General features: G+C 68.8%; 17 protein-coding genes. 8 read left to right on the top strand and 9 right to left on the bottom strand.

What is annotated here, in order from left to right:
* Nucleotides 1–131: 131 nt before the first annotated feature.
* The 7 genes from ACS5PK_RS12720 to nosZ all read right to left on the bottom strand — a co-directional run bounded on the left by ACS5PK_RS12720 (nucleotide 132) and on the right by nosZ (nucleotide 9,191).
* The gene (locus ACS5PK_RS12720) at nucleotides 132–836 is read right to left on the bottom strand and encodes a nitrous oxide reductase accessory protein NosL (protein ID WP_439440619.1); all 705 of its coding nucleotides are present in this window, start codon (nucleotides 834–836) and stop codon (nucleotides 132–134) included.
* A gap of 7 nt (nucleotides 837–843) precedes the next feature.
* Nucleotides 844–1,401 (bottom strand): nitrous oxide reductase accessory protein NosL, encoded by a 558-nt coding sequence (locus ACS5PK_RS12715; RefSeq protein WP_439440618.1) that lies wholly within the window; start codon nucleotides 1,399–1,401, stop codon nucleotides 844–846.
* On the bottom strand, nucleotides 1,398–2,225 hold the full coding sequence (locus tag ACS5PK_RS12710; RefSeq protein WP_439440617.1) for an ABC transporter permease: 828 nt from the start codon (nucleotides 2,223–2,225) through the stop codon (nucleotides 1,398–1,400). The genes ACS5PK_RS12715 and ACS5PK_RS12710 overlap by 4 nt, the downstream gene beginning before the upstream one ends.
* The gene (locus ACS5PK_RS12705; protein ID WP_439440616.1) at nucleotides 2,222–3,169 is read right to left on the bottom strand and encodes an ABC transporter ATP-binding protein; all 948 of its coding nucleotides are present in this window, start codon (nucleotides 3,167–3,169) and stop codon (nucleotides 2,222–2,224) included. Before ACS5PK_RS12705 ends, ACS5PK_RS12710 begins: the two co-directional genes overlap by 4 nt.
* Nucleotides 3,150–4,445, bottom strand: a complete 1,296-nt coding sequence (locus ACS5PK_RS12700; RefSeq protein WP_439440615.1) for a nitrous oxide reductase family maturation protein NosD — start codon at nucleotides 4,443–4,445, stop codon at nucleotides 3,150–3,152. The genes ACS5PK_RS12705 and ACS5PK_RS12700 overlap by 20 nt, the downstream gene beginning before the upstream one ends.
* The gene (locus tag ACS5PK_RS12695) at nucleotides 4,442–7,105 is read right to left on the bottom strand and encodes a 4Fe-4S binding protein (RefSeq protein ID WP_439440614.1); all 2,664 of its coding nucleotides are present in this window, start codon (nucleotides 7,103–7,105) and stop codon (nucleotides 4,442–4,444) included. Before ACS5PK_RS12695 ends, ACS5PK_RS12700 begins: the two co-directional genes overlap by 4 nt.
* 166 nt (nucleotides 7,106–7,271) lie before the next feature.
* Complete coding sequence (nosZ, locus tag ACS5PK_RS12690; protein ID WP_439440613.1) at nucleotides 7,272–9,191, bottom strand: TAT-dependent nitrous-oxide reductase; 1,920 nt, start codon at nucleotides 9,189–9,191, stop codon at nucleotides 7,272–7,274.
* 236 nt (nucleotides 9,192–9,427) lie between these two features.
* On the opposite strand from nosZ, the gene ACS5PK_RS12685 reads away from it, so the two are divergent.
* Both ACS5PK_RS12685 and ACS5PK_RS12680 read left to right on the top strand, forming a co-directional pair.
* Entirely contained in the window at nucleotides 9,428–9,862 is a 435-nt protein-coding gene (locus ACS5PK_RS12685; RefSeq protein WP_439440612.1) for a c-type cytochrome, read from the top strand.
* Nucleotides 9,863–10,020: 158 nt separating this feature from the next.
* Nucleotides 10,021–10,944: an FAD:protein FMN transferase gene (locus ACS5PK_RS12680; RefSeq protein ID WP_439440611.1), complete on the top strand. Its 924-nt coding sequence runs from the start codon at nucleotides 10,021–10,023 to the stop codon at nucleotides 10,942–10,944.
* A gap of 25 nt (nucleotides 10,945–10,969) precedes the next feature.
* On the opposite strand, the gene ACS5PK_RS12675 is transcribed toward ACS5PK_RS12680, so the two are convergent.
* Together ACS5PK_RS12675 and ACS5PK_RS12670 are read right to left on the bottom strand one after the other, a co-directional pair.
* Nucleotides 10,970–11,692: a helix-turn-helix domain-containing protein gene (locus ACS5PK_RS12675; protein ID WP_439440610.1), complete on the bottom strand. Its 723-nt coding sequence runs from the start codon at nucleotides 11,690–11,692 to the stop codon at nucleotides 10,970–10,972.
* A 297-nt stretch (nucleotides 11,693–11,989) separates the two neighbouring features.
* On the bottom strand, nucleotides 11,990–13,639 hold the full coding sequence (locus ACS5PK_RS12670; protein WP_439440609.1) for a M64 family metallopeptidase: 1,650 nt from the start codon (nucleotides 13,637–13,639) through the stop codon (nucleotides 11,990–11,992).
* Nucleotides 13,640–13,951: 312 nt separating this feature from the next.
* Between ACS5PK_RS12670 and ACS5PK_RS12665 the strand changes: the two genes are divergently transcribed.
* From ACS5PK_RS12665 to ACS5PK_RS12640, 6 genes are all read left to right on the top strand, one after another.
* Entirely contained in the window at nucleotides 13,952–15,910 is a 1,959-nt protein-coding gene (locus ACS5PK_RS12665; RefSeq protein ID WP_439440608.1) for a TonB-dependent receptor plug domain-containing protein, read from the top strand.
* A gap of 63 nt (nucleotides 15,911–15,973) precedes the next feature.
* Nucleotides 15,974–16,255: a hypothetical protein gene (locus tag ACS5PK_RS12660; protein WP_439440607.1), complete on the top strand. Its 282-nt coding sequence runs from the start codon at nucleotides 15,974–15,976 to the stop codon at nucleotides 16,253–16,255.
* A complete protein-coding gene (locus ACS5PK_RS12655) occupies nucleotides 16,252–16,542 on the top strand; it encodes a hypothetical protein (RefSeq protein WP_439440606.1) in 291 nt (96 codons plus the stop codon). The genes ACS5PK_RS12660 and ACS5PK_RS12655 overlap by 4 nt, the downstream gene beginning before the upstream one ends.
* The gene (locus ACS5PK_RS12650) at nucleotides 16,539–18,179 is read left to right on the top strand and encodes a PepSY-associated TM helix domain-containing protein (RefSeq protein WP_439440605.1); all 1,641 of its coding nucleotides are present in this window, start codon (nucleotides 16,539–16,541) and stop codon (nucleotides 18,177–18,179) included. The genes ACS5PK_RS12655 and ACS5PK_RS12650 overlap by 4 nt, the downstream gene beginning before the upstream one ends.
* 14 nt (nucleotides 18,180–18,193) lie before the next feature.
* The gene (gene fes / locus ACS5PK_RS12645) at nucleotides 18,194–19,471 is read left to right on the top strand and encodes an enterochelin esterase (RefSeq protein WP_439440604.1); all 1,278 of its coding nucleotides are present in this window, start codon (nucleotides 18,194–18,196) and stop codon (nucleotides 19,469–19,471) included.
* Between the two features lie 54 nt (nucleotides 19,472–19,525).
* Nucleotides 19,526–19,744, top strand: a complete 219-nt coding sequence (locus tag ACS5PK_RS12640) for an MbtH family protein (protein ID WP_439440603.1) — start codon at nucleotides 19,526–19,528, stop codon at nucleotides 19,742–19,744.
* Nucleotides 19,745–19,749: the final 5 nt, after the last annotated feature.

Genomic DNA, 19,749 nt, shown 5'->3' with positions numbered 1-19,749 from the left:
CCTGCCGCGGGGGCTGTAGCGCGCTCCTGAGGGGGCTGTCGGGTACAAGGGCGACATGGGCGACATGGGCGACCTGGGCGAGCCGGGGCGACCTGGGCGAGCCGTGGCTGGGTCTGCGGAGCAGGTGCTGCTCAGTTGTCGCCGCGGCTGCGGGGCGATGCGGTGGGGCGCCCGACGCGCTGCTGTCCGTGATGCGGACCCAGGCCGCGCAGCGAGTGCGGCCACTGCGCGGGGTCCAGTGCCCGCAGCTGCGCCCAGGACCACAGCTCACCCCCCTGGGCCGCCTGCAGCCTGCGGGCCTGCGCCGCATCAGCAAAGGCGGGCAGGGCGCCACGGCGCATGGGGCTGCCGGCAGAGCCGGGCCCGGCGCTGTCCAGCAGCAGGGTGGCGTCTTGCGCGGCGATCCAGGGGCTGTCGGCACTGCCGGCATCGCGCAGGTACAGCCGTGCGATGTCCTGAGGTCCATAGCCAGGGGCATGGCGGCCGGGATGCTGGAGGTAGAGCAGCAGGTCCAGGGCCGCGTCAAAGAAATGCGCAGCGCCGTCGCGGTAGATCAGCTGGCAGGCCCAGCGCGGCTGGCGGGCGGGGTACATGCCGCAGACGGGGCAGCGGGCATCCGGCGGCGGCAGGCGCGCGGCCAGCGGATCCTGGCCCAGGGCGGGGGACCAGGTCTGCAAAGGCGCGACGCGGCAGACGTCATCCTGAGGCAAGACCTGACCCCAGCGGCCTTCCCTGCTGCCGCAGGCGGCATAGCTGGCGGCCAGGGCCAGGCCTCCCAGCAGCGCGAAAACGCCGCCGCGGCGGCCGTGGCAGATCGACGGGGGGCCGGCGCTCATGGCGGGCTCACATGCGGCTGTCCTGCTGGGCGCCGCCGCTGAGATCCACCATGTCTGGCTTTAGCGCGGCGAAGGCCAGCACCTTGCCGCCGAAGTTCTGGGCAAAGGCCTGGGCCGCGGCCCGCTCCCTGAAGCTGGCGATGGTGGGGCCCATGGAGCCCTGGCGCTTGCTGCCCAGCACGTAGAAGCCCTGGCGCACGTCGAACCAGTGGCCGCGCGGGATCTCCCAGTCCGCCCGCGCCATGTCCTGGGTGTAGGCGATGCGCACGGCGCGCTGCTGCTCGGGCTTGAGCAGCACGTTGAAAAGCTCCACCGTGTCGCAGAACCACTGCGGCCGGGTCTCGCCCGCGTAGAGGATCTGGCCCTTGGGCCCCGGGTAGTCGGCCAGCAGCATGCCGTCCAGGTCGCAGCTGAGGCCGGCAACGATCTCGCTGGGCGCAGGCGGCGCCCCGTCCTGGCGGCCGCAGGCGCTCAAGGTGCTGACAAGGCCGCCCAGACCCAGCAGGCCAAGGGCGAGGCTCTGACGGCGGGTCAGGGCAGGCAGTGTATCGAGGGGGGCGTTCATGGCTTGAATCTCCAGGAGGCAAGGGCCAGCGGGGCGAGGATCCAGCCCAGCATGGCGCAGGCCAGCAGCCAGGGCTGGCCCAGGCTGGGCGGCACCACCGCCGCCAGGCCATAGAGGCGCCGGACGTCGTCCAGCGCAAAGACGTTGAGGATGCGGAAAAGGTCCGCCGGGTTCAGCAGCAGTACGTAGGCCAGGGCCTCACCACCCACCTGACCCTGGCTGGCCACCAGCAGGCCCATCAGTGCCAGGTCGAAGACCAGCACCAGCACGAACCACAGGCTGATGGCCAGGCCCGAGGCCCGGGTGCGGTCCCGCGCCAGCACCGAGATGAGCAGGGCCAGGCTCAGGAAGGCCAGGCCCAGCAAGACGGAGCTGAGCACAAAGCCGCTGTAGTGATAGAGCCCGGCCGGCCCAAAGCGCTGCCACAGCAGGACACCCACCAGCGCGAAGCCGATCAGCGTGGACAGGCTCAGCGCCGCGGCCAGGCCCAGGTACTTGCCCAGCAGCAGCTCCAGCCGGGTCAGCGGATGGGCCAGCAGCAGGTCCAGGGAGCCGCGCTCGCGCTCGCCCACGATGGCGTCAAAGCCCAGCAGCAGGGCGATCAGCGGGATCAGGTAGATCACCAGGCTCACCAGGCTGGCGATGGTCAGCTCGATGGAACGCGGCCCCACCACGCCCTGCGCGGCGCTGCCGAAGTAGGTGATGGCCAGCGAGAAGGCCGTGAAGACCAGGGCCACGGCCAGCACCCAGCGGTTACGCAGGCGATCGCGGAATTCCTTGCCGGCCAGGGTGGCCAGCGCATGCCATTGCAGTCCGAGGCTCATGCGGCCTCCCTCAGTTCGAAGTAAACGTCTTCCAGGCTGGGCTCATGGATGCCGAGGTCCGCCAGCGCCAGCGCGGACAGGCGCTGCAGCAGGGGCATCTTCAGCTCGCGGGGGCAGCGCAGGCAGGACTGCAGCGGGGTTTCGCGGTGCAGCTGGAGGCGGTCCATGAGGCCTGACAGCTGCTGGGGCAGGGCGTCCATCTGGGCCGGCGTGCCGCACACCACGATGCGCAGAGGCATGGTCGAACGTTCGCGAAGGAACTGCACCGTACCTTGCGCCTTGAGCCGGCCTGCGCTGAGCATGGCCAGGGCATCCACGCGGCCCTGCAGCTCGGCCAGGATGTGGGAGCTGATGACCAGGGTCACGCCGCGGGCGCGCAGGGCGTCCAGCTGCAGGTAGAAGTCGCGGATGGCGGCGGGGTCCAGGCCGGTGGTGGGCTCGTCAAGCAGCAGGAGCCTGGGCTCGCCCAGCAGGGCCTGCGCAAAGCCCAGGCGCTGGCGCATGCCCTTGGAGTATTCGCGCACAGCGCGCCGGCTCGCGGCGGCCAGGCCGACTTGCTCGAGCAGGCCCTCGCATTGGGCTGGCGAGGCTCCCTTGAGGCGGGCAAAGAACTGCAGGGTTTCCAGGCCGCTGAGGTTGTCGTAGAGCACCAGGTTCTCCGGCAGGTAGCCCAGCTGGCGGCGCAGCTCGCGAAAGCGCGGGCCATCCACCGGCTCGCCCAGCACGTGCAGGCTGCCGGCCGTGGGGCGAATCAGGCCCAGCAGCAGCTTGAACAGCGTGCTCTTGCCCGCGCCGTTGTGGCCGATGAGGCCGAAGAGCCGCCCGGCGGGCACGTCCAGGTCCACGCCATCCAGCGCCTTCAGAAGGGTGGGGCCGGTACCGTAGTGCTTGCAGAGGCCGCGCAGTTGCAGCACGGCCTCGCTGTCATTGTGCGAGCTTGTCACGCCAGGTACTCCAGTCGCGGTGATGGGGGGTCATGCGCGGGGCAGCGTCGACGACGCTGGGCACGCGCAGCACGGGGAACTGCTGACCCAGCACGCGCAGGGCCTGCACGGCTGGGCTGCCGCTGAGCAGGGCCATGGCCGGGTGTCGGTACTGCAGGCGGTCGACCACGTCATTGGCTTCGTAGGGCAGGTCGCCCAGGCCGTCGCCGTCGCGGTCCCAGCCCTGGTAGTTGCTCCAGTGGTTGCCCTGGCCCTGGCTGCGCTTGCCGTCACCCCAGGCCTCGTCACGGCTGCCCACATAGCGGACCTGCTCGCGGTTGCCGATGAAGTCATTGCCCTGCACGGTGTTGCGGGTGGAGCCAGCGCTGAGGTGCACGCCCACGGCGTTGTCGAGCACCAGGTTGCCTCGCAGCGTGGCGTACTCGACGTCGTAGATGAAGAAGCCGCGGCCGTTGCCCACCACCACATTGCCCTCGATGACCGAGTCCTGCAGGGTGCGCAGCATGATGCCGTGGTCGGTGTTGGCCCAGGTGCGGTTGTTGCGCACGGTCTGGTCGCGCACTTCCATCAGGGCCAGACCGCCGCGGTTGTGATGGCTGTCATTGCCCTCCCACAGGTTGTAGTAGGAGTTCATGTAGTGGGTGCCGTAGCGGCTGTGGTGCAGCTCGTTGCCCTTGAACTCGGCGTGGTGGGAGACGTCCACGTAGAGCGCGTCCCGCACGAAGCTGATGCGATTGCCGAGGATGCGCGCGCCCTGCGTGTTGTAGAGCTGCACGCCATTGCCGCGCTGCGAGGTGTTGAGGTCGCGCAGGCCGGTGATGTTGTTGCGCTCGACGCGAACGCCATCGGCCTTCTCGATCCACAGGCCGAAGAGGTTGTAGACCAGCTCGCAGTCCTTCACCACGGCGCGGTGAGAGCCGGGCGCCAGGTAGATGCCGGCGTGCTGGTCCTTGAGACTGTGCCCGCTGTCGCGCACGATCAGCCCTTCGATGCGCACATCGGGCGCCGTGACGCGGAGGGTGTCGCCGCGCCGGCCGCCGCTGATGGTGGGCCGGTTCAGGCCGCGCAGGGTCAGGGGCTTGGCGATGCGCAGCGATTCGTCATGGAAGGCCCGCTCGATCTCTACTACATCGCCCGCAGCGGCCCGGTCCAGCACCGGCTGGATGGCCTCGCCGGGTTTGACCCGCCAGGTGGCGGACCAGGCGGCGGTGCCGAGCGCCAGGCCCAGCACCAGGTGCAGCCCTGCCGCGATCAGCCGTGCCGTGGGTGGCCTCATGGCAGCAGCACTCCCGTCGCCTTGAGCAGCAGGAAGAGACAAGCACCCAGCAGCAGGTTCTTGAAGCCCACGTAGCTGAGCATGTCCATCACGCTGGCGCGGCGGTAGTGGGCCTGCCACCAGGGGCCGTCCTTGACGTAGCGGCGGCCCTGCAGGCGGATCAGCACCTCGTAGACGCTCCAGCCGAACCACCACAGGATCAGCGCCGGCCCGGACAGGCGCCCGGTGGCGGCCAGCACCCAGGCCACGCTGGCGGCCAGGGCGAGGGCCGCGCCGGCCAGCAGCAGGGCGCGCGGGCCGCGCAGGCTTTGCGGGCTCCAGGGCCAGAGGTGGTCGCGCAGCTCCAGCAGCAGCCAGCGCAGGCCGCGGGCATCGGCCTTGTGCGGCGGGAGGTGGGGCTCGGTGGGCATGCGCGGGTCAGGCCCCTGCGCGACCTTGGCCGGCAGCGCGGGCGGCTCCGGGGTGATGGGGATGAAGTAGCCGTCGCGGCCGATGGGTGTGACAGCCAAGCCGTCGCGCTCGCGGCGCTTGCGCTCACGGGCCAGGGGCGGGCAGCCGGCGGTGTCGGTGTAGAGCACCATGCAGTCCAGGCAGTGCAGGCACTCGCGGTGGTCGATGCGGCCGGCGGCGTCGATGGCCTGGGCGCCACAGCCCACGGCGCAGGCCTTGCAGCTGTTGCAGTCCATCTTGCGGCGCAGGCCGAACCAGCGGAAGGTACTGGGCATGGCCAGGGCGGCGCCCAGGGGGCAGATGTACTTGCAATAGGGCCGCTCCACGAAGAGCGAGACGCCCAGCAGCGTGCAAACGAAGAGGCCATAGGGCCAGGCGCGGTTCAGGATGCCGACGAGGAAGGTCGTCTTGAAGGGCTCCACCTCGGCCAGCATCTCGGCCGTGCTCATGGACACCATGGACACCGCCAACAGGCCGAAGAAGATCCCGTACTTGAGCCACTTGAGCCGGTCATGCACGCCTTGCGGCACGCGGCGCTGCCAGCGCTTCAGCCCCAGCTTGCCGCCCACCTTGTACAGCGCCTCAGACAGCGAGCCAAACGGGCACATCCAGCCGCAGAACAGGCCGCGCCCGAAGAGGAAGACGGTCAGGATGATGAAGATCCAGAAGACGAAGATGAAGGGGTCGGAAAGGAACAGCGACCAGGTCCACTGGAACAGCAGCGCATGGAACCAGGTCAGCACCTGGGTGATCGAAGGCTGGGCCATCACGCCAAAGCCCACGAAGCTGATGGACAGGGCCCAGGCGCTGTACTTGAAGACATTGACCGGCCACTTGTTGCGGTGCGTGGCGCGACGGGTGAGGCGCTCGCGCAGGGCATAGACCACGGTCACGCCCAGCAGCAGCGCGATGAAAGCGGCGATGCCGGGGGCGCGTGCCTTCCAGACGCGGCGCCAGGGGGCGTCGTCCTCTTCCACCTCGGGGCGGCCACCCTGTAGCAGCTCGGCGGGCAGCCAGTACCTGGCCTCGAAGTTGGCAAAGCTGCGCTGGCCCGTGGCGCGGTCCACGCGGTTGCCCAGGAAGGCCAGCTTCCAGGGGTAGGCCGCCGAAAAGCTGGGCGCGCGGACGATGAAGATGGCGGACTCGGTGTAGGTCGGCGCGCCGGCCGCCTCCAGGCCGTAGAGGTTGAGGTAGTCCAGGTCGCGGAAGGTGAAGGACTCGGCGCCCTGGCGCACCTGCACGCGGTCATAGATGCCGCCGCGCACAAAGCCCGAGCCCTTGAAAGACTCGGCCCCGGCGGTGCGGATGATGAAGAAGGCCTGCTCATGGGCCTTGAGTCGGCTGCGCAGGTTCTCGTAGCCGGTCGCGCCCAGCAGGCTGCGGCCGAGGTCCGGGTGGTTGAGGTCACCAAACCAGAGTTCGATGAAGGGCTCGGGGCTTCGGTCCAGGCCGACCTGTTCCGGCCGCACCTGCAGGCGCTGCACGGCGCCCAGCTTGACCAGTTGCGCCCAGCTGTACTTCGTGCCGGACTCGATCGCCTTCAGCGGCTCCCGGTGCACCGGCGCGATCAGGCCCACCTGGCGCGCGACGGCGCTGCCGGATAGCTGCATCACCTGGTTCTGCGCGATGACGGTGACGGTGGCGCCAGAGATGGCGTCCACGCCCAGCACCTGTTCCTCGGGGCGCGAGGGGCCGACCTCGATCTTGTCCCGCACCGACTTGCCCACGTACTGATGGTTGAAGTTGACCAGTGCCGCCTCGGGGATGCCCAGCAGCAGGATGGGCTCGGAATGCTTGAGCACCTTGACGCCCACATAGCGGCCCTCGCGGTCCATGCCGATCAGCGTGACCACGGGCTTGCCGGAGTAGGCGGGGGTGTCGGTGATGTCGGTGGACAGCATCACATAGCCCAGCAGCGGGCCATGGGCCTCGCCGTGCTGCGCCGGGCCATAGGCCTCGACATAAGGCGGCTGCCCCTTGCGCGGCGAGAAGCTCACCGCGCCCGGGAACACCGCCGCGCAGTCCAGCTTCGCGCACAGCTCCGGCGCCGTGGCCAGGTCATCGGGCAGGTGGGCCTCATAGGCCTGATGCGTGCCGCGCTCCTGCGCCCTGGCCCCAGACGCTTGATCTGCCGCAAGCGCCAGACCCGCGAATCCGCCAAGAAAAAGCGCGGCCCACAAGGCCGCGATGAAACGAAGAACTACCGACATCTTCTCTTTCCTACCCACAGGATGGTCTCGAGTCACCCCGCAGGCACTCCCATCATTGACGTCCGGCGTAGCCCGGACACCCCAGCGACACCCCAGGATCCGGCTCCGCCGGTCCTAGGGGTGTGCCCCCTTGAGGGGGCGCGCGAAGCGCGTAGGGGGTGGTCCCTTACTCCACGATCATGCGCGTGCGCATCTCGAGGTGCAGGGCATGGCAGAAGTGGGTGCAGTAGCACCAGAACACGCCCGGCTTGTCCGCCACGAAGGTCACTGACGCGGTCTCCAGCGGGTTCACGATGAAGTTCACGTTGTATTTCGGGATGGCGAAGCCGTGGGTCAGGTCCTCCACCTTGTCCAGGTTGGTCAGGATCAGGGTGACCTCGTCACCCTTCTTCAGCTTGAACTCGCGCATGCTGAAGGCCGGGGCCTGCGAGGTCAGGCGCACGGTGACCTTCTTGCCATTGCGCTCGACGCCCGATTCCTTCGGGTCCTTCACCGCCAGCGGGAAGTCCTCGAGCGCATACACCTGCTTGGGCTTGACCAGCTCGCGCTTGAAGATGATGAAGTCGTGCGGCTCGCCACGCACCGGATGGTCGGCCATCAGCACCATCTTGTCGCCCGAGATGTCGATCATCTGCTCGTTCTCGGGGTGCAGCGGGCCCACCGGCAGGAAGCGGTCCTTGGAGAACTTGCAGCCCACGGCGAGGTACTTGCCGTCGGCGGCGCGCGTCTCGGACTGGCTGGCGTTCAGGTGGCCTGGCTGGTACTGCACGTCCAGGCGGTCGACCACGTACTTGGCGCTCTTGTCACCCGCATGGAACTTGATGGCGGCATCCACGTTCCACTTCACGACCTGGCTGTCCAGGAAGAGGGTGGTGTAGGCGTTGCCCCGACCGTCGAAGGCGGTGTGCAAGGGGCCCAGGCCCAGCTCGACCTCGGCCACGATGGCCTTGTCCGCGGTTTCCAGCTTGCCGTCAAAGTAGTCCAGCACCTTGGCAAGCTCGATCACGGTGGCCGTGGGCGAGAGCTTGCCCGCGCAGATGAAGTACTTGGCGTCCGGGCTGGCGTTCACGCCGTGCGGGTTCTTGGGCACGCTCACGTAGGCGGTCAGCGCGGTCTTGGCGTCCTTGTTGGACTCGCGGGTGCCGTCGACCACCGGCACCTTGGAGTCGCCATAGGTCTTGAACTTGCCCGCCTTGACGGCAGCCTCGATGCGGGCCACGTTGAAGAAGAGGCAGGCGTCGCGCTCGGCGGACATCATGTCCTCGTACTTCGCGCCCATCTCGGTGTTGTACTGGTTGGTGGCGGCCAGCTTGCCGTCATAGGAGGTGGCCACGAGGTCGCAGTTGCCGTCGATCAGCACCTGCCAGCGCACCTCCATGGTCTCGGCGTCCACGCAGCTGAAGAGCGAGCGGTACTTGCCGCTGTCCTCGGTGCCGGTGTTGGGCAGGGGGATGGCGAACTCGCCGCCGCAGAAGACGCGGGTGGTGTAGTTGATCTTGGGATCGACCGGGTCGGCCTTGTCCGGGAAGATGCCGTGGAAGCCCTGCACATTGGGCAGCTCGGTGATCTTGTCGCAGACGAAATAGTCCAGCCGGATGCGGGCGATGCGGCTGTTGATCTTGTCGTTGACCCAGGCGTAGCGGCCGTCGTAGTTGCCGTCCTTGTAGGAAGCATGGACGTGGTGGGTGTCGGCCACCGTGTAGCGCAGGCTGCCGTCGGCCTTGGTGCCCATCACCTTCTTGGATTCGTTGGTGATGCCCCAGCCCACCAGGGCATCGGGGTTGAAGCAGGGGATGCGCAGGATCTCGCGGCCCGAGGGCAGGCCCAGCACGCGCACATCACCCGTGTGGCCGCCGCTCCAGAGGCCGTAGTAGCTGTCCAGCTCACCGGGCTTGAGATGCGAGGCATTGCCGCCGTGGCCGGTTGCCGCGGGGGCGCTTCCGGCAGCAGCAGGGGTGCCGTCGCTCTTCTTCTCGGCGCAGGCGGCAACGCCCAGCGTCAGGCCGGCCAGGGCCGCGGAATTCATGAATCGGCGGCGTCCCAGGCCGGTGGATTCGGGGCTCGTCGACTTGTTCTCGTCCTTCATGGGATGACCTCAGGTGAATGAAACTCGGGCTTCGGGACGCGGCGCCGGGGCGCTGGGGGAGGACGTCCTCGATTGGCCCGCATCGTCTGGAAAGACCGGCCGACGCTCATTGATCCAGTTCAAGGATTGAAACTTTTCTTGAAAATAGAGCTTTAAGCGAATCCACCCCCTTGCGATGGGAGAAGGGCCTGCACAGAATCCGGCCTGACTGGCGACTGCCATGCCGGCAGCGCCCCATGTGGAGCACCTTCATGACCCGGATCTACAGCGGCCGCCTGGCCCTCAGCACCTTGATCACCCTGGCCCTTGCGGGCCTGAGCGCCTGCGGCAAGCAGGAAGCGCCCGGTACCGCGGGCACTGGCTCGCCGTCTGCAGCCCCCGTGGCCAGCGCGCCGGCCCCCGCACCTGCCGCCGAGAACACGGTGGGCAAGTCCGTCTTCGGCAAGACCTGCTCGATGTGCCATGCCGCCGGCGTGGCGGGCGCCCCCAAGCCGGGCGACAAGGCCGACTGGGGCCCGCGCATCGCCCAGGGCAAGGACGTGCTCTACAAGCACGCCATCGAGGGCTTCACCGGGGCCAAGGGCATGATGCCGGCCCGCGGCGGTGGCGCCTCGCTGAGCGATGACGAGGTCAAGGCCGCCGTGGACTTCATGGCTGATCAATCGCGCTGAGCGCCCCGGCACCGGAAGGACGAATGATGCAGAGGCGTCAATGCCTTGGCCGCCTGGGTCAGCTGGCGGGCGGCCTTCAGTGCATGGCCTGGGGCGCTGTTGCCCTTCCGGCCCATGCGGACCGGAAGGCCGTTTCCTGGCAGGAAAGTCGCGTGCTCATGGGAACGCGGGTCGAGCTCTCGGTGAGCGCTGTGCCCGAGGCCCTGGCCCGTGCGGCCATGGCCAGGGCCTGGGACCGCATGACCGTGTTGGCGGCGATGATGAGCCGCTTCGAGGCCGGCAATCCCCTGGACCAGTTGGCCAGCCAGGCTGGGCGGGGTCAGGTCTTGCCTGTTCCGACGGCGCTGGCGCAGGTTCTGCAGGCCGCGCTGCAGCGCGCGCAGGACACAGACGGTCTCTACGACCCCACGGTCGGCAGCTACCAGGGCTGGGACTTCCGCCCAGGTCTGCAGCACCGGCCCGAGGCGGCAGATCTTCGGGCCCAGCGTGCCTTGCGAGGCTGGCGGCGCCTGAAGCTGGACCCGCGCCAGCAACTGGCCTCGCTGGATCGCCACGGCGTGCGCCTGGACCTGGGCGGTGCGGCCAAGCTGCCCATCCTCGAGGCCGGCCTGCAGCGGCTCAAGGAAGAGGGCATCGCCCATGCGCTGATCAATGGCGGTGGTGACATCCTGAGCCTCGGCCAGGCAGGGCCCGGCAGACCCTGGCGTGTGGCCTTGCGCGACCCGCGTGCGCCTGAGCACTGGCTGGGCGTGATCGACATGCCCCCGTCTGGTGCCGTGCTGGCTGCGTCCGGCGATTACGAGCGCTGCTTCGTGGCCCGGGGCCGGCGCTGCCACCACATCCTGGATCCCCGTAGCGGCGAACCCAGCCAGGGCCTGCAGGGTCTGGCCCTGCTGGGCAGCAGCGTTGCCGAACTCAATGCCTGGGGTCCTGCGATGATGGTCGCCGGCCCCGCCCAGGCGCGGCGCTGGGCGCATGGCGTGCAAGGTGCGGAACTGATGCTGGCCGGTCCAGGCGAGGGCCAGGGTTCGCCGGCGCTCTGGATGAGCCCCGGGCTGGCTCGCCAGCTGCAGCGAGTCTGACGACGCCCTGAGGGCGTCGCGCAGCTCAATGCACCCAGGGCTCCCAGGGCCAGGGTGTGGACGCCGCCGTCTGGACCGCCCACTGGCGCCGATAGGCCGAGGGCGCCATGCCCACCACGCGCCTGAACTGGCGGCTGAACTGGGCCTGGTCGTAGAAGCCGCAGCCCAGGGCAACGTCCATCAGCGACTCGCCGTCCTGGCGCAGCAACGCGCAGGCGGCCCGCACGCGGTGGCGCACGATGAACTCCTGCGGGCTCATGCCGAAGACGCGCCGCACCAGGGCCGAGAAGCGCGCCTGGCTCAATCCGGCCATGCTGGCGAGCTGGGCCACGCTGTGACGGCGTTCGCAGGTCTTGGTCATTGCGTCCACGGCCTCGACCAGGGCCGCATCACCGGCATCGCGCCGCAGCCCCGGCACATCCTTGGACAGGCACAGGATGCCGTGTAGCTGGCCACCTGCCGAGCACAGCGGATACTTGTGCGTCACGCACCAGCCCGCCCCCCCGCCTGGCAGCAGGATGGGGTCCAGCTGGTAGAGCAGGGGGCTTCGCCGGCTGAGCACCCATTCATCCTGCGCCATGTAGCGGCTGGACAGCGCGTCTGGCCACAACTCGGTGACCGTGCGTCCGCGCAGGCTGGCGTCCTGCGGCAGGCCTAGGCGCTGCAGCAGGGAGGCGTTGAACGAGACATAGCGTCCCGCCCGGTCCTTGACTACGAATAGAAAGCCCGCCAGGCCTTCAAAAAGCATCGCGGTCTGCGCGGCCCCAAAGAGCAGGGCCTGTTCCGTGGCCGCGTCGACGCGCGCTTCTTCACCCCTGGTCAGGCCTGGCCCTTGACACCAGGGTCCGCCGACGTCTGGCACTTCCACCTCTGCCCGCGCGGGCGGCCGGCACGGGGCACTCATGCTTTTCTGCATGTTGGGCTCCTTCCTTGCACTCTCTCCGTGCCTGATATTGACGCAGCAACCCCCCATCTGGGGGCCGTCAGGGGCCGGCCTCAGGGCATGTCCGCATGTGGTTATCCCTGAGGTCCGGCGCTGTCTGCATCACTTGGGGAAGGTGTAGCTCAGGGTGAAGGCCCCGCTGCCCGCATAGGACTTGACCTGGGCGTAGTAGTAGCCGGCAGTGCCGTTGTAGCTGACGGATTCGGTGGACGCGCTGCCCTCGCTCTTGGCCACGACGGCCCAGGCGCTGCCGTTCCACTTGTACAGGTACAGGTCGAAGTCAGTGCCCGCGGGGCCGCTCAGCTTCAGCGTGAAGGCGCCGCCGGCCGTACTCTGGTGGTAGCCATTGCCACCGCTGGGGTAGGTGGCGCTGGCACCTGTGCCGCTGAGGCTGCCGTTGACGGTCACGGCGCCACCGCTGGTGTCCGATCCACCGGTGTAGCTGTTGAAGACCTGGCCAGCGCGTGCTTCGTTGACGACGTGCCAGGGCTGGCCCAGGGCTCGCATGCGGGAGTTCTCAGTCGGTCGGTAGAGGCCGCTGGTGCAGTATTTGGCCCCTGCGAACAGCCCCACCGTGCCATTGGCATAGCTGCCGGGCTGCGTGGGCACGGCCGTGCTGCTGCTGATCAGCGAGCCCCATTTGGCCGTGCTGCGCGTACTGGCCCGGGTGACGTTGGCCTCGCCGGGTTCGCTACTGGCGTCGCAGGTGCCGTATTCGTACTCGTCCGCCAGCTTGAAGGCCGTGTGGCCGATCTCGTGCAGCGCGATCTCGATGGACTGCGGATGCATGGTCATGGTGCCGATGTTGCCGCCGGCGCCGCCATAGGTCGTGCTGTTGGCCACGACGATGATGACGTCGCGCGCGTCCGCCGCAGTGACTGAGCCAACCGCGGCGAAGACCTTGTTCTCGTCCGCGCAGACCAGACGGTCGATGCCATAGCAGCCGATCACCGTGCCCAGCGCCGTGTTGCGGGTGACGCCGCCCTCGCTGACGCCGGACTGCGGGCTGACGATGTCCACGCGCCGAATGTTGATCGAGTTCTTGTACCTGGCGAACAGCGGGTCGGCCAGGATGCCGGTGTTGATCTTCTGGGCGTCTGACACCCACTTGCTCTGGTCCGCGCTGGCGTAGCCGTCGCCGATCAGCACGATGTCCATGCGCTGGCTGCTCGCGCCGCTGCTCCAGAGGGCGGTGCTACCTGTGGGCGTGGCCAGGGTGGTGCTCAGGCTGCGCTGGGCGCTGCTCAGCGTGGAATGGGCGGCCAGTTGGTCCAGCTCTGTCCGGCCCAGGCGCTTCAGGGGCGTCGCGCCTGCCAGCGCGCTTCGTGCGGCCAACTGGCTGCTGTGTTCGAGGATGTCCACCGTCTGGACCTGGGCGGACCAGGGCAGGCGCAGCTCCACGCTGCCGTCGCGCTGCAGGGCGCGGGCCTGCTGGATCTGGCCAGTGGCCGGATTGAAGACTTCTGCCCATTGGCGGCTCGGGTGCCCGACCGTGCGGCGGAACAGCTCCTGGCCCTTGGCATCGCGAGCGATGAGGACCAGGTCGCCGTCACGCGGCTCGCTGTGATGGGACTGGCTGGCGAAACGGCCCTTCTCGACATGGCTCAGCTGCAGGCCGGCCGCTGGGTTCAGGGGGTCGTGGCGCAGGCGCAGCAGCAGATCCTCGGCCTGTGCCGCCGAAGCCAGGATGAGCGGCAGGGCCAGGAGCAGGGGCGCACGCAGGCGCTGTCGCGGGGCAAGGGGATTCTTCATGGACTGTCTCGCTTGTCTTGTTGATGTGGTCCGCCCTCCCTCGTGAGGCAGGCGGCACGGCACTGGATGGCCGCGGTGCGATCTTGGCGAGGGGGCCGTTCCCTGCCTTGTACGCATTCAGCCCGGCGGCCCTAAACGCGACAAAGCGTTGCGTCCCGGCGGCAGGGGATTGCCCGGGGCCTGCTTGCGGCAGGCTCGGCAACGCCAGGGAATAGGCCTGCGCAGCGGGTGTGAACTTTCCATTTGCAATACAAATGCGTATGATTCGCATTTGTAATTGATAACTGAACAAGCTCTTCTGGAGGAGGAACGATGTCGCTTGAATGGAAGGCCCGCACCTGGCTGGGCGGGGGATGCACCGTCTTGCTGGGCGCCCTGGCGCAGGCCCAGGAACCCACAACCGCCGCGCTGCCTTCGGTGGTGGTGACGGCCAGCATGACGGAGCGTGATCGGCTGGCCAGCCCGGCCTTCACCACCGTGATCAGCGCCGAGGACATCGCCCGCTCGTCGGCGAACAGCATTCCGGACCTGCTGCGCGACGCGGTAGGCGTGAACAACCAGAGCAATGCCAACGGCCGCGACGAGATCCAGATCCGAGGCCTGGACGGCCGCTACACACTGATCCTGGTCGACGGCCGGCGCGTGTCCTCGGCCGGTGCCCTGTGGCGTGGCTCGGACTTCGACCTCACGACCGTGCCCCTGGCCAGCATCGAGCGCATCGAGATAGTGCGCGGCCCCATGTCGGCGCTCTACGGCTCCGACGCCATCGGCGGCGTGATCAACATCATCACCAAGCGGGCCGGCAAGGACTGGCACGGCAGTCTGGGCGCCGAGCTTCGCGTGATCGAGTCGGGTGAGGAGGGGCGTCAGCAGCGCCTCCATGCCGCCGCCTCAGGCGCCCTGGGCGCGGACCTCAGCCTGTCGATCGCCGGCGAGCTGTACCACCGCGATGCCTGGTTCCAGCACAGCGCCCAGGACCCCAAGGAAGTACCCGGCCTGGAGGCCAAGCGCAGCGCCAACCTGGTGTCCACACTGACCTGGCGAGTCAACCCGCGCCAGACCCTGGACCTGGACCTTGGCTACAACCGCGACAAGCGCCCCTACGCGCTGGACAGCTACGTCTTCTACCCGGCCTGGAACTATGAGGCCTTGAGCTACTCCGAGCAGCAGATCTCCCGCAAGACCCTGGGCCTGGGCCACCGCGGCCGCTGGGACTGGGGTCAGAGTTTCACCACCTACAAGCGCGAGCGGGCCCGCATCGACGACTTCGCCTCTAGCTATGACGAGCCCAGGCAGCGGCACTATCAGGAGAACAACGACTACCTGCGCAGCTACGCCGTCAGCCAGCTCGGCGCCCACGCCCTGACCGGCGGGGTGGACCTGCGTCGCCAGGAGGTGAGGGACCCCAATACCTATCTGCAGACCGGCCGCGTGCGCAGCACCCAGTACGCCGTCTTCGTGCAGGACGAGTTCAAGGCCAGCGACGCCTGGCTGCTGACCCTTGGCGGGCGCATGGACCATCACCCCAGCTTTGGCCGCCACTTCTCGCCCAAGGCCTACGCCAACTACTTCCTCGGCAGCGACGTGGTGGTCAAGGGCGGCATCAGCACCGCCTTCAAGGCCCCCGATGCCTACCAGCTCAGTCCGGAGTACCGCATCATCAGCTGTGGCGGCCGCTGCCACCTGTCCGGCAACCCGGCCCTGACGCCGGAGAAGAGCCGCAGCGCCGAGCTTGGCCTTGAAGTCACCCGGGCCGACTGGGACTTCAGCGCCGTACTCTTCCACAACAGGGTCAAGGACCTGATCGTGGCGGTCTACAACCCCGGCGTGCCCTCGCGCGCATGGCAGAACGTCGCCCAGGCCAAGACACAGGGCATCGAGATCGGCGGCAGCTGGCAGCTCAGCAGGGCCTGGGGCATAAAGGGCAGCCTCACGGCGCTCAAGGCCGACTACACGGACGCCTCGGGCCGAACCGTGAAGCTGGAATTCCGCCCCCAGCACAAGCTGATGGCTGGCGTGAACTGGACGGCCAGCGCGGCGCTCAAGGTCTTCCTGGACCTGAACCACACGGGGCGGCAGTTCTACGAGGACAAGGCTTTGCCGGCCTACACGCGGGTGGACGTGGGCGGCTCGCTGCAGCTGGGCAAACCCTGGACGCTGCGCGCCGGCGTCAAGAACCTGGGTGATGTGAGGCTGAAGGACAAGAACGAGAACTTCATCGCCTCGGAGCTGGGACGCAATCTGTATCTGTCGGCGAGCTACGGCTTCTGAGCCGGGCATGGAGGACTGGCGCGCAGGCGGGAGCCCGCCCGCGCGCCGGCCAGGGAGGAAAACATGAACAAGCTGTTCTTCATCGGCCTGTGCGGGGCCGTAGGGCTGGCCTACCTGTCGAGTGCGCACCAGCGCTTGCTCGCAGCCGCGCTGCCGGCCGCCCCGGCGCGCCTGGCTGCGCTGGGCCTGGCATGCATTGCGCTGGCAGCCGGCTGGCAGAGCCTGGGTGCGGCCGTGGCCTGCTTCGCGGGCCTGGCCTGGGCCATGTTGTGGGCGGGTCTGTGGCCGCTGGCGGGCACCCTGCCGTGGTCGCGTACGGCCGATCGCAGGGGAGCAGGACGGTGAAGCAGGAGATCCAGCGAGACTGGTGGCTCAAGAGCCTGTCCGGCACGGTCCTGGGCGCCAGCCTGGCCCTGGGGCTGGTCGGCCTGTGGGCCTGGTGGGGGCCGGGCGGTCTCGGCGCGCCGGACAAGGTGCAGTTCAATATGTGGATGATCGCGCCGCTATGGATGCTGGCGCTGAGCGCCGTGTACTTCATGCGCTCGGGCGCACAGGCCTTGCTGGCCCTGCTGGCTCTCAACGCCCTGGCGTACGGCCTGCTGCTGTGGGCACAAAGTGGGGCGGTCGCATGAAGATCTCCAGCGATCTGATCAAGGTTCACAAGCGCCTGCACACCTGGGTCGGCATCACTGCGGGCTGGCTGCTTTTCGTGGCCTTCTTCGCCGGGGCCCTGACCATGTTCAAGGAGCCCCTGGACCGCTGGGTCCATGCGGGCGCCGAGCCCGTGGCCCAGGCATGGGCGCAGCCCCTGGACGACGGGCTGATCCCCGAGCTGCTGGCGCGCCAGCCCAGGGCCGCCGCCGAATTCACCCTGCACCTGCGCCCGACGGAACACCTCGTGGCGCCCATCAGCGGGCCCCGCGACCCAGGCGATGCGGCAGGGGCGGACGCCACGGGCAGCCAGGCCGGCCCCTGGGTGGCCGGTCGTGACGCCCAAGGCCGGTTGCAGGTCTGGTCGCAGCCGCCCTCGATGCTGGGCGAGTTGGTGGACCTGCTGCACCGTACCGGCGGCATCCCCGGAACGCTGGGCGACGAGCACCTGGGCGTCTACGTCATGGGTGTGGCCTCGGTGCTGTACTTCCTGGCCCTGGTATCGGGTCTGGTCGTGCTGCTGCCCACCTTGGTCAAAGACTTCTTCGCCATCCGGCCGGGCGCGAATCGCAAGCGCTTCTGGCTGGACTTCCACAACGTCCTGGGCATCACCAGCCTGCCGTTCCATGTGGTGATCAGCCTGACGGCCCTCGTGTTCGCCTTCCATGACCAGTTCTACGGCGCCCTGCAGCAGGTGGTGTACGGCAAGCAGCCGATGTTCTCGCCGCCCGCGCTGAAGATGCCGATGGCGCCGGGCCTGCCGGTGCTGCCGCTGTCGCGCCTGCTGCAGCGCGTGCAGGAGGAAGCGCCGGGCTTCGAGCCGACCGAGCTGCTCTTCATGCGCACGGGCGGGCCGCGTCCCATGCTGCGCGTCGCCCTGAGCCATCCTGATGCACTGGTCCACGGGCCGCGCACCGCCTACCTGGTGCTGCAGCCGCATACCGGCGAGCTCATCAACAGCAGCATGCTGCCCGGCCGCGAAAGCGGCTGGAGCCTGCCCGTCAACACCTTCTTCGCGCTGCATTTCGGCAGCTTTGGTGGCGAGCCCATGCGCTGGACCTATTTCGCCCTGGGCCTCATGGGCGCCGCGCTCTTCTATAGCGGCAATCTGCTGTGGCTGGAATCCCGCCGCAAGCGCCAGCGCGCCGCCGAGCCGCAGGCGGCGCAGCCCGCCTCGGTGCGTTGGCTGGCGGCCGCCACCGTGGGGCTGTGCCTGGGCTGCCTGCTTGCCGTCATCGCGGGCCTGCTGGCGGGCAAGCTCAGGCAGGGCGGTGGGGCTCAGGCCGAGGGCCTGTACTTGGGCGTCTACTACGGTGTCTGGATGACCAGCCTGGCCTGGAGTCTGTGGCGCGGGGCCGCACGCGCGGCGCCGCAGCTGTTGGCGGCCTGTGCTCTGGGCAGCCTGCTGCTGCCGGCGCTCTCGCTGCGCAGTGGCTCCGGTCTGCTGGCCGGACTCGGCGGCGGGCACTGGGGCTTGTGGATGGTAGATGTCCTGGCCCTGATGGCGGCGCTGGCCTTTGCCGTCATGGCCTGGCGGACGCGGCAGCGCGTGCTGCAGGCCCCGCCGGACACCATCTGGTCGCTACACGGCGCGGCAGCAGAGCCGCTGAGGGCCTGAGCTTGTACAGCAGCATGGCCCTCAAACCCTGGCTGCAGGCCGCGGCCCCGGCGCAAGCGATCGGGTCGCCCGCCTGGTGGCAGGGCGTCGCCCGGCAGGGCACGCCCTTGCGCCGTGCTGGCACCGCCGCGGGCGTGCAGGAGCTGCTGTTCCTGTGGCGCCAGCCGGCCGTCGAAGCGCAGCTGCAGGCCGTCTGCATCGATGTGGATGGCCACACCCCGCATCCCGCACAGGGTGCCGCGTTCATGCAGCCCGTGGCGGACACGGACGTCTGGTTCTGGTCAACCCTTCTGCCCAGGGACTGGCTGGGCAGCTACGCCTTCCTGCCCCTGCCCGTCCGGTGGCCGGTGATGCCGGACGGCGCCCAGGCGCGCCGTGACTGGTGGATGCGCACTTCGCAGGCCTTCAGCCAGTCTGACCCCTTCAGCCCGCAGCCCGCAGCCGCCGACGGCTGGGGCCGCCCGCGCGCCGTGCTGCAGCCAGACGGGGCGGGCCCGAGCGCCCACCCGGGCCCGGTGCCGGCGGGGCTCAGCCACAGCTGGACCTGGACCAGCGAACGGCTGGGCACACAGCGCTCGGCCTGGCTTCACCAGACAAGGCCCCCAGTGCCCGCAAGCAGCGAGGCCGGCACGCGCCCCTGGGTGCTGCTGCTGGATGGCCAGGCCTGGGCGGGCCCGCTGCAGCTCTTTCCCTTGCTGGACCGGTGGACGGCGCAGGGGCTGCTGCCCGCCGCAGACTATCTGGCCGTGGACGCACGTGATCCCGAGTCCCGCTGGCAGGAGCTGGGGTGCCAGCCCCGCTTCTGGCAAGCACTTCACGAAGAGCTCTGGCCCCAGGCAAGGCGCCGGGCCAGGCACGATGAAGCAGACCCCTGTCAGCCTCCCTGTCTGGTCGCGGGGCAGAGTCTGGGCGGCCTGGCGGCCACCTACGCCGTGCTGCACTGGCCCGATCGCTATCGCGCCTTGCTGAGCCAGTCCGGCTCCTTCTGGTGGCCGGATCTGACGCAGGACAGCCCCCAACACGCCCGGCTGATCCAGCAGGTCCAGCACGGCCTGGGGCAGGGCCGGCGGCTGCATGCGCTTTTCCAGTACGGCGAGCGCGACCCCGAGGACATGCAGTCCCTGAGCCGGCAGATGGCCGCAGCCCTGCAGGCCCGCATGGTCAGCAAGGCTGCCGTGCTCGTTCGCCAGGTGAGGGGCGGCCACGACTGGGTGTGCTGGCGCGAGGCGCTGCTGTCCGGTCTGGCCGAGCTGCTGCCCGGCCTGCTTGAGCCTGCTTCCCACGCACGCTGAATGAACTCTGGCCATGAACAGCGCTTCATGGCCGCATCAAACAAAGGACCTGCCATGAATTCCCAGGCTTCGGGAACGGTCAACCCGTTCGACGACGACCGTCACAGCTTCCTCGTTCTCGTGAACCAGCGCGGCGAATACAGCCTCTGGCCTACTTTTGCTGCTGAACCAATGGGTTGGCTGCGCGCTCATGGGCCGGATTCCAGGACCGCCTGCATGGAGTGGGTCGACAGGCACTGGGCTGCGCTGCAGAACGCGGCAGCCGTGCATTGAGGAGC

This window comes from Roseateles sp. DB2 (genome assembly GCF_051857535.1).
Classification (GTDB): domain Bacteria; phylum Pseudomonadota; class Gammaproteobacteria; order Burkholderiales; family Burkholderiaceae_C; genus Roseateles_B.
Note: the sequence above shows the minus strand (reverse complement) of the source record. Positions and strands in the feature narration are given on the sequence as shown.

Coding starts and splice junctions, on each gene's coding strand:
- ACS5PK_RS12720 (WP_439440619.1), bottom strand. CDS start 836: ATGAGCGCCGGCCCCCCGTCGATCTGCCACGGCCGCCGCGGCGGCGTT.
- ACS5PK_RS12715 (WP_439440618.1), bottom strand. CDS start 1,401: ATGAACGCCCCCCTCGATACACTGCCTGCCCTGACCCGCCGTCAGAGC.
- ACS5PK_RS12710 (WP_439440617.1), bottom strand. CDS start 2,225: ATGAGCCTCGGACTGCAATGGCATGCGCTGGCCACCCTGGCCGGCAAG.
- ACS5PK_RS12700 (WP_439440615.1), bottom strand. CDS start 4,445: ATGAGGCCACCCACGGCACGGCTGATCGCGGCAGGGCTGCACCTGGTG.
- ACS5PK_RS12695 (WP_439440614.1), bottom strand. CDS start 7,105: ATGTCGGTAGTTCTTCGTTTCATCGCGGCCTTGTGGGCCGCGCTTTTT.
- nosZ (WP_439440613.1), bottom strand. CDS start 9,191: ATGAAGGACGAGAACAAGTCGACGAGCCCCGAATCCACCGGCCTGGGA.
- ACS5PK_RS12685 (WP_439440612.1), top strand. CDS start 9,428: ATGTGGAGCACCTTCATGACCCGGATCTACAGCGGCCGCCTGGCCCTC.
- ACS5PK_RS12680 (WP_439440611.1), top strand. CDS start 10,021: ATGGGAACGCGGGTCGAGCTCTCGGTGAGCGCTGTGCCCGAGGCCCTG.
- ACS5PK_RS12675 (WP_439440610.1), bottom strand. CDS start 11,692: ATGCTTTTTGAAGGCCTGGCGGGCTTTCTATTCGTAGTCAAGGACCGG.
- ACS5PK_RS12670 (WP_439440609.1), bottom strand. CDS start 13,639: ATGAAGAATCCCCTTGCCCCGCGACAGCGCCTGCGTGCGCCCCTGCTC.
- ACS5PK_RS12665 (WP_439440608.1), top strand. CDS start 13,952: ATGTCGCTTGAATGGAAGGCCCGCACCTGGCTGGGCGGGGGATGCACC.
- ACS5PK_RS12660 (WP_439440607.1), top strand. CDS start 15,974: ATGAACAAGCTGTTCTTCATCGGCCTGTGCGGGGCCGTAGGGCTGGCC.
- ACS5PK_RS12650 (WP_439440605.1), top strand. CDS start 16,539: ATGAAGATCTCCAGCGATCTGATCAAGGTTCACAAGCGCCTGCACACC.
- fes (WP_439440604.1), top strand. CDS start 18,194: ATGGCCCTCAAACCCTGGCTGCAGGCCGCGGCCCCGGCGCAAGCGATC.
- ACS5PK_RS12640 (WP_439440603.1), top strand. CDS start 19,526: ATGAATTCCCAGGCTTCGGGAACGGTCAACCCGTTCGACGACGACCGT.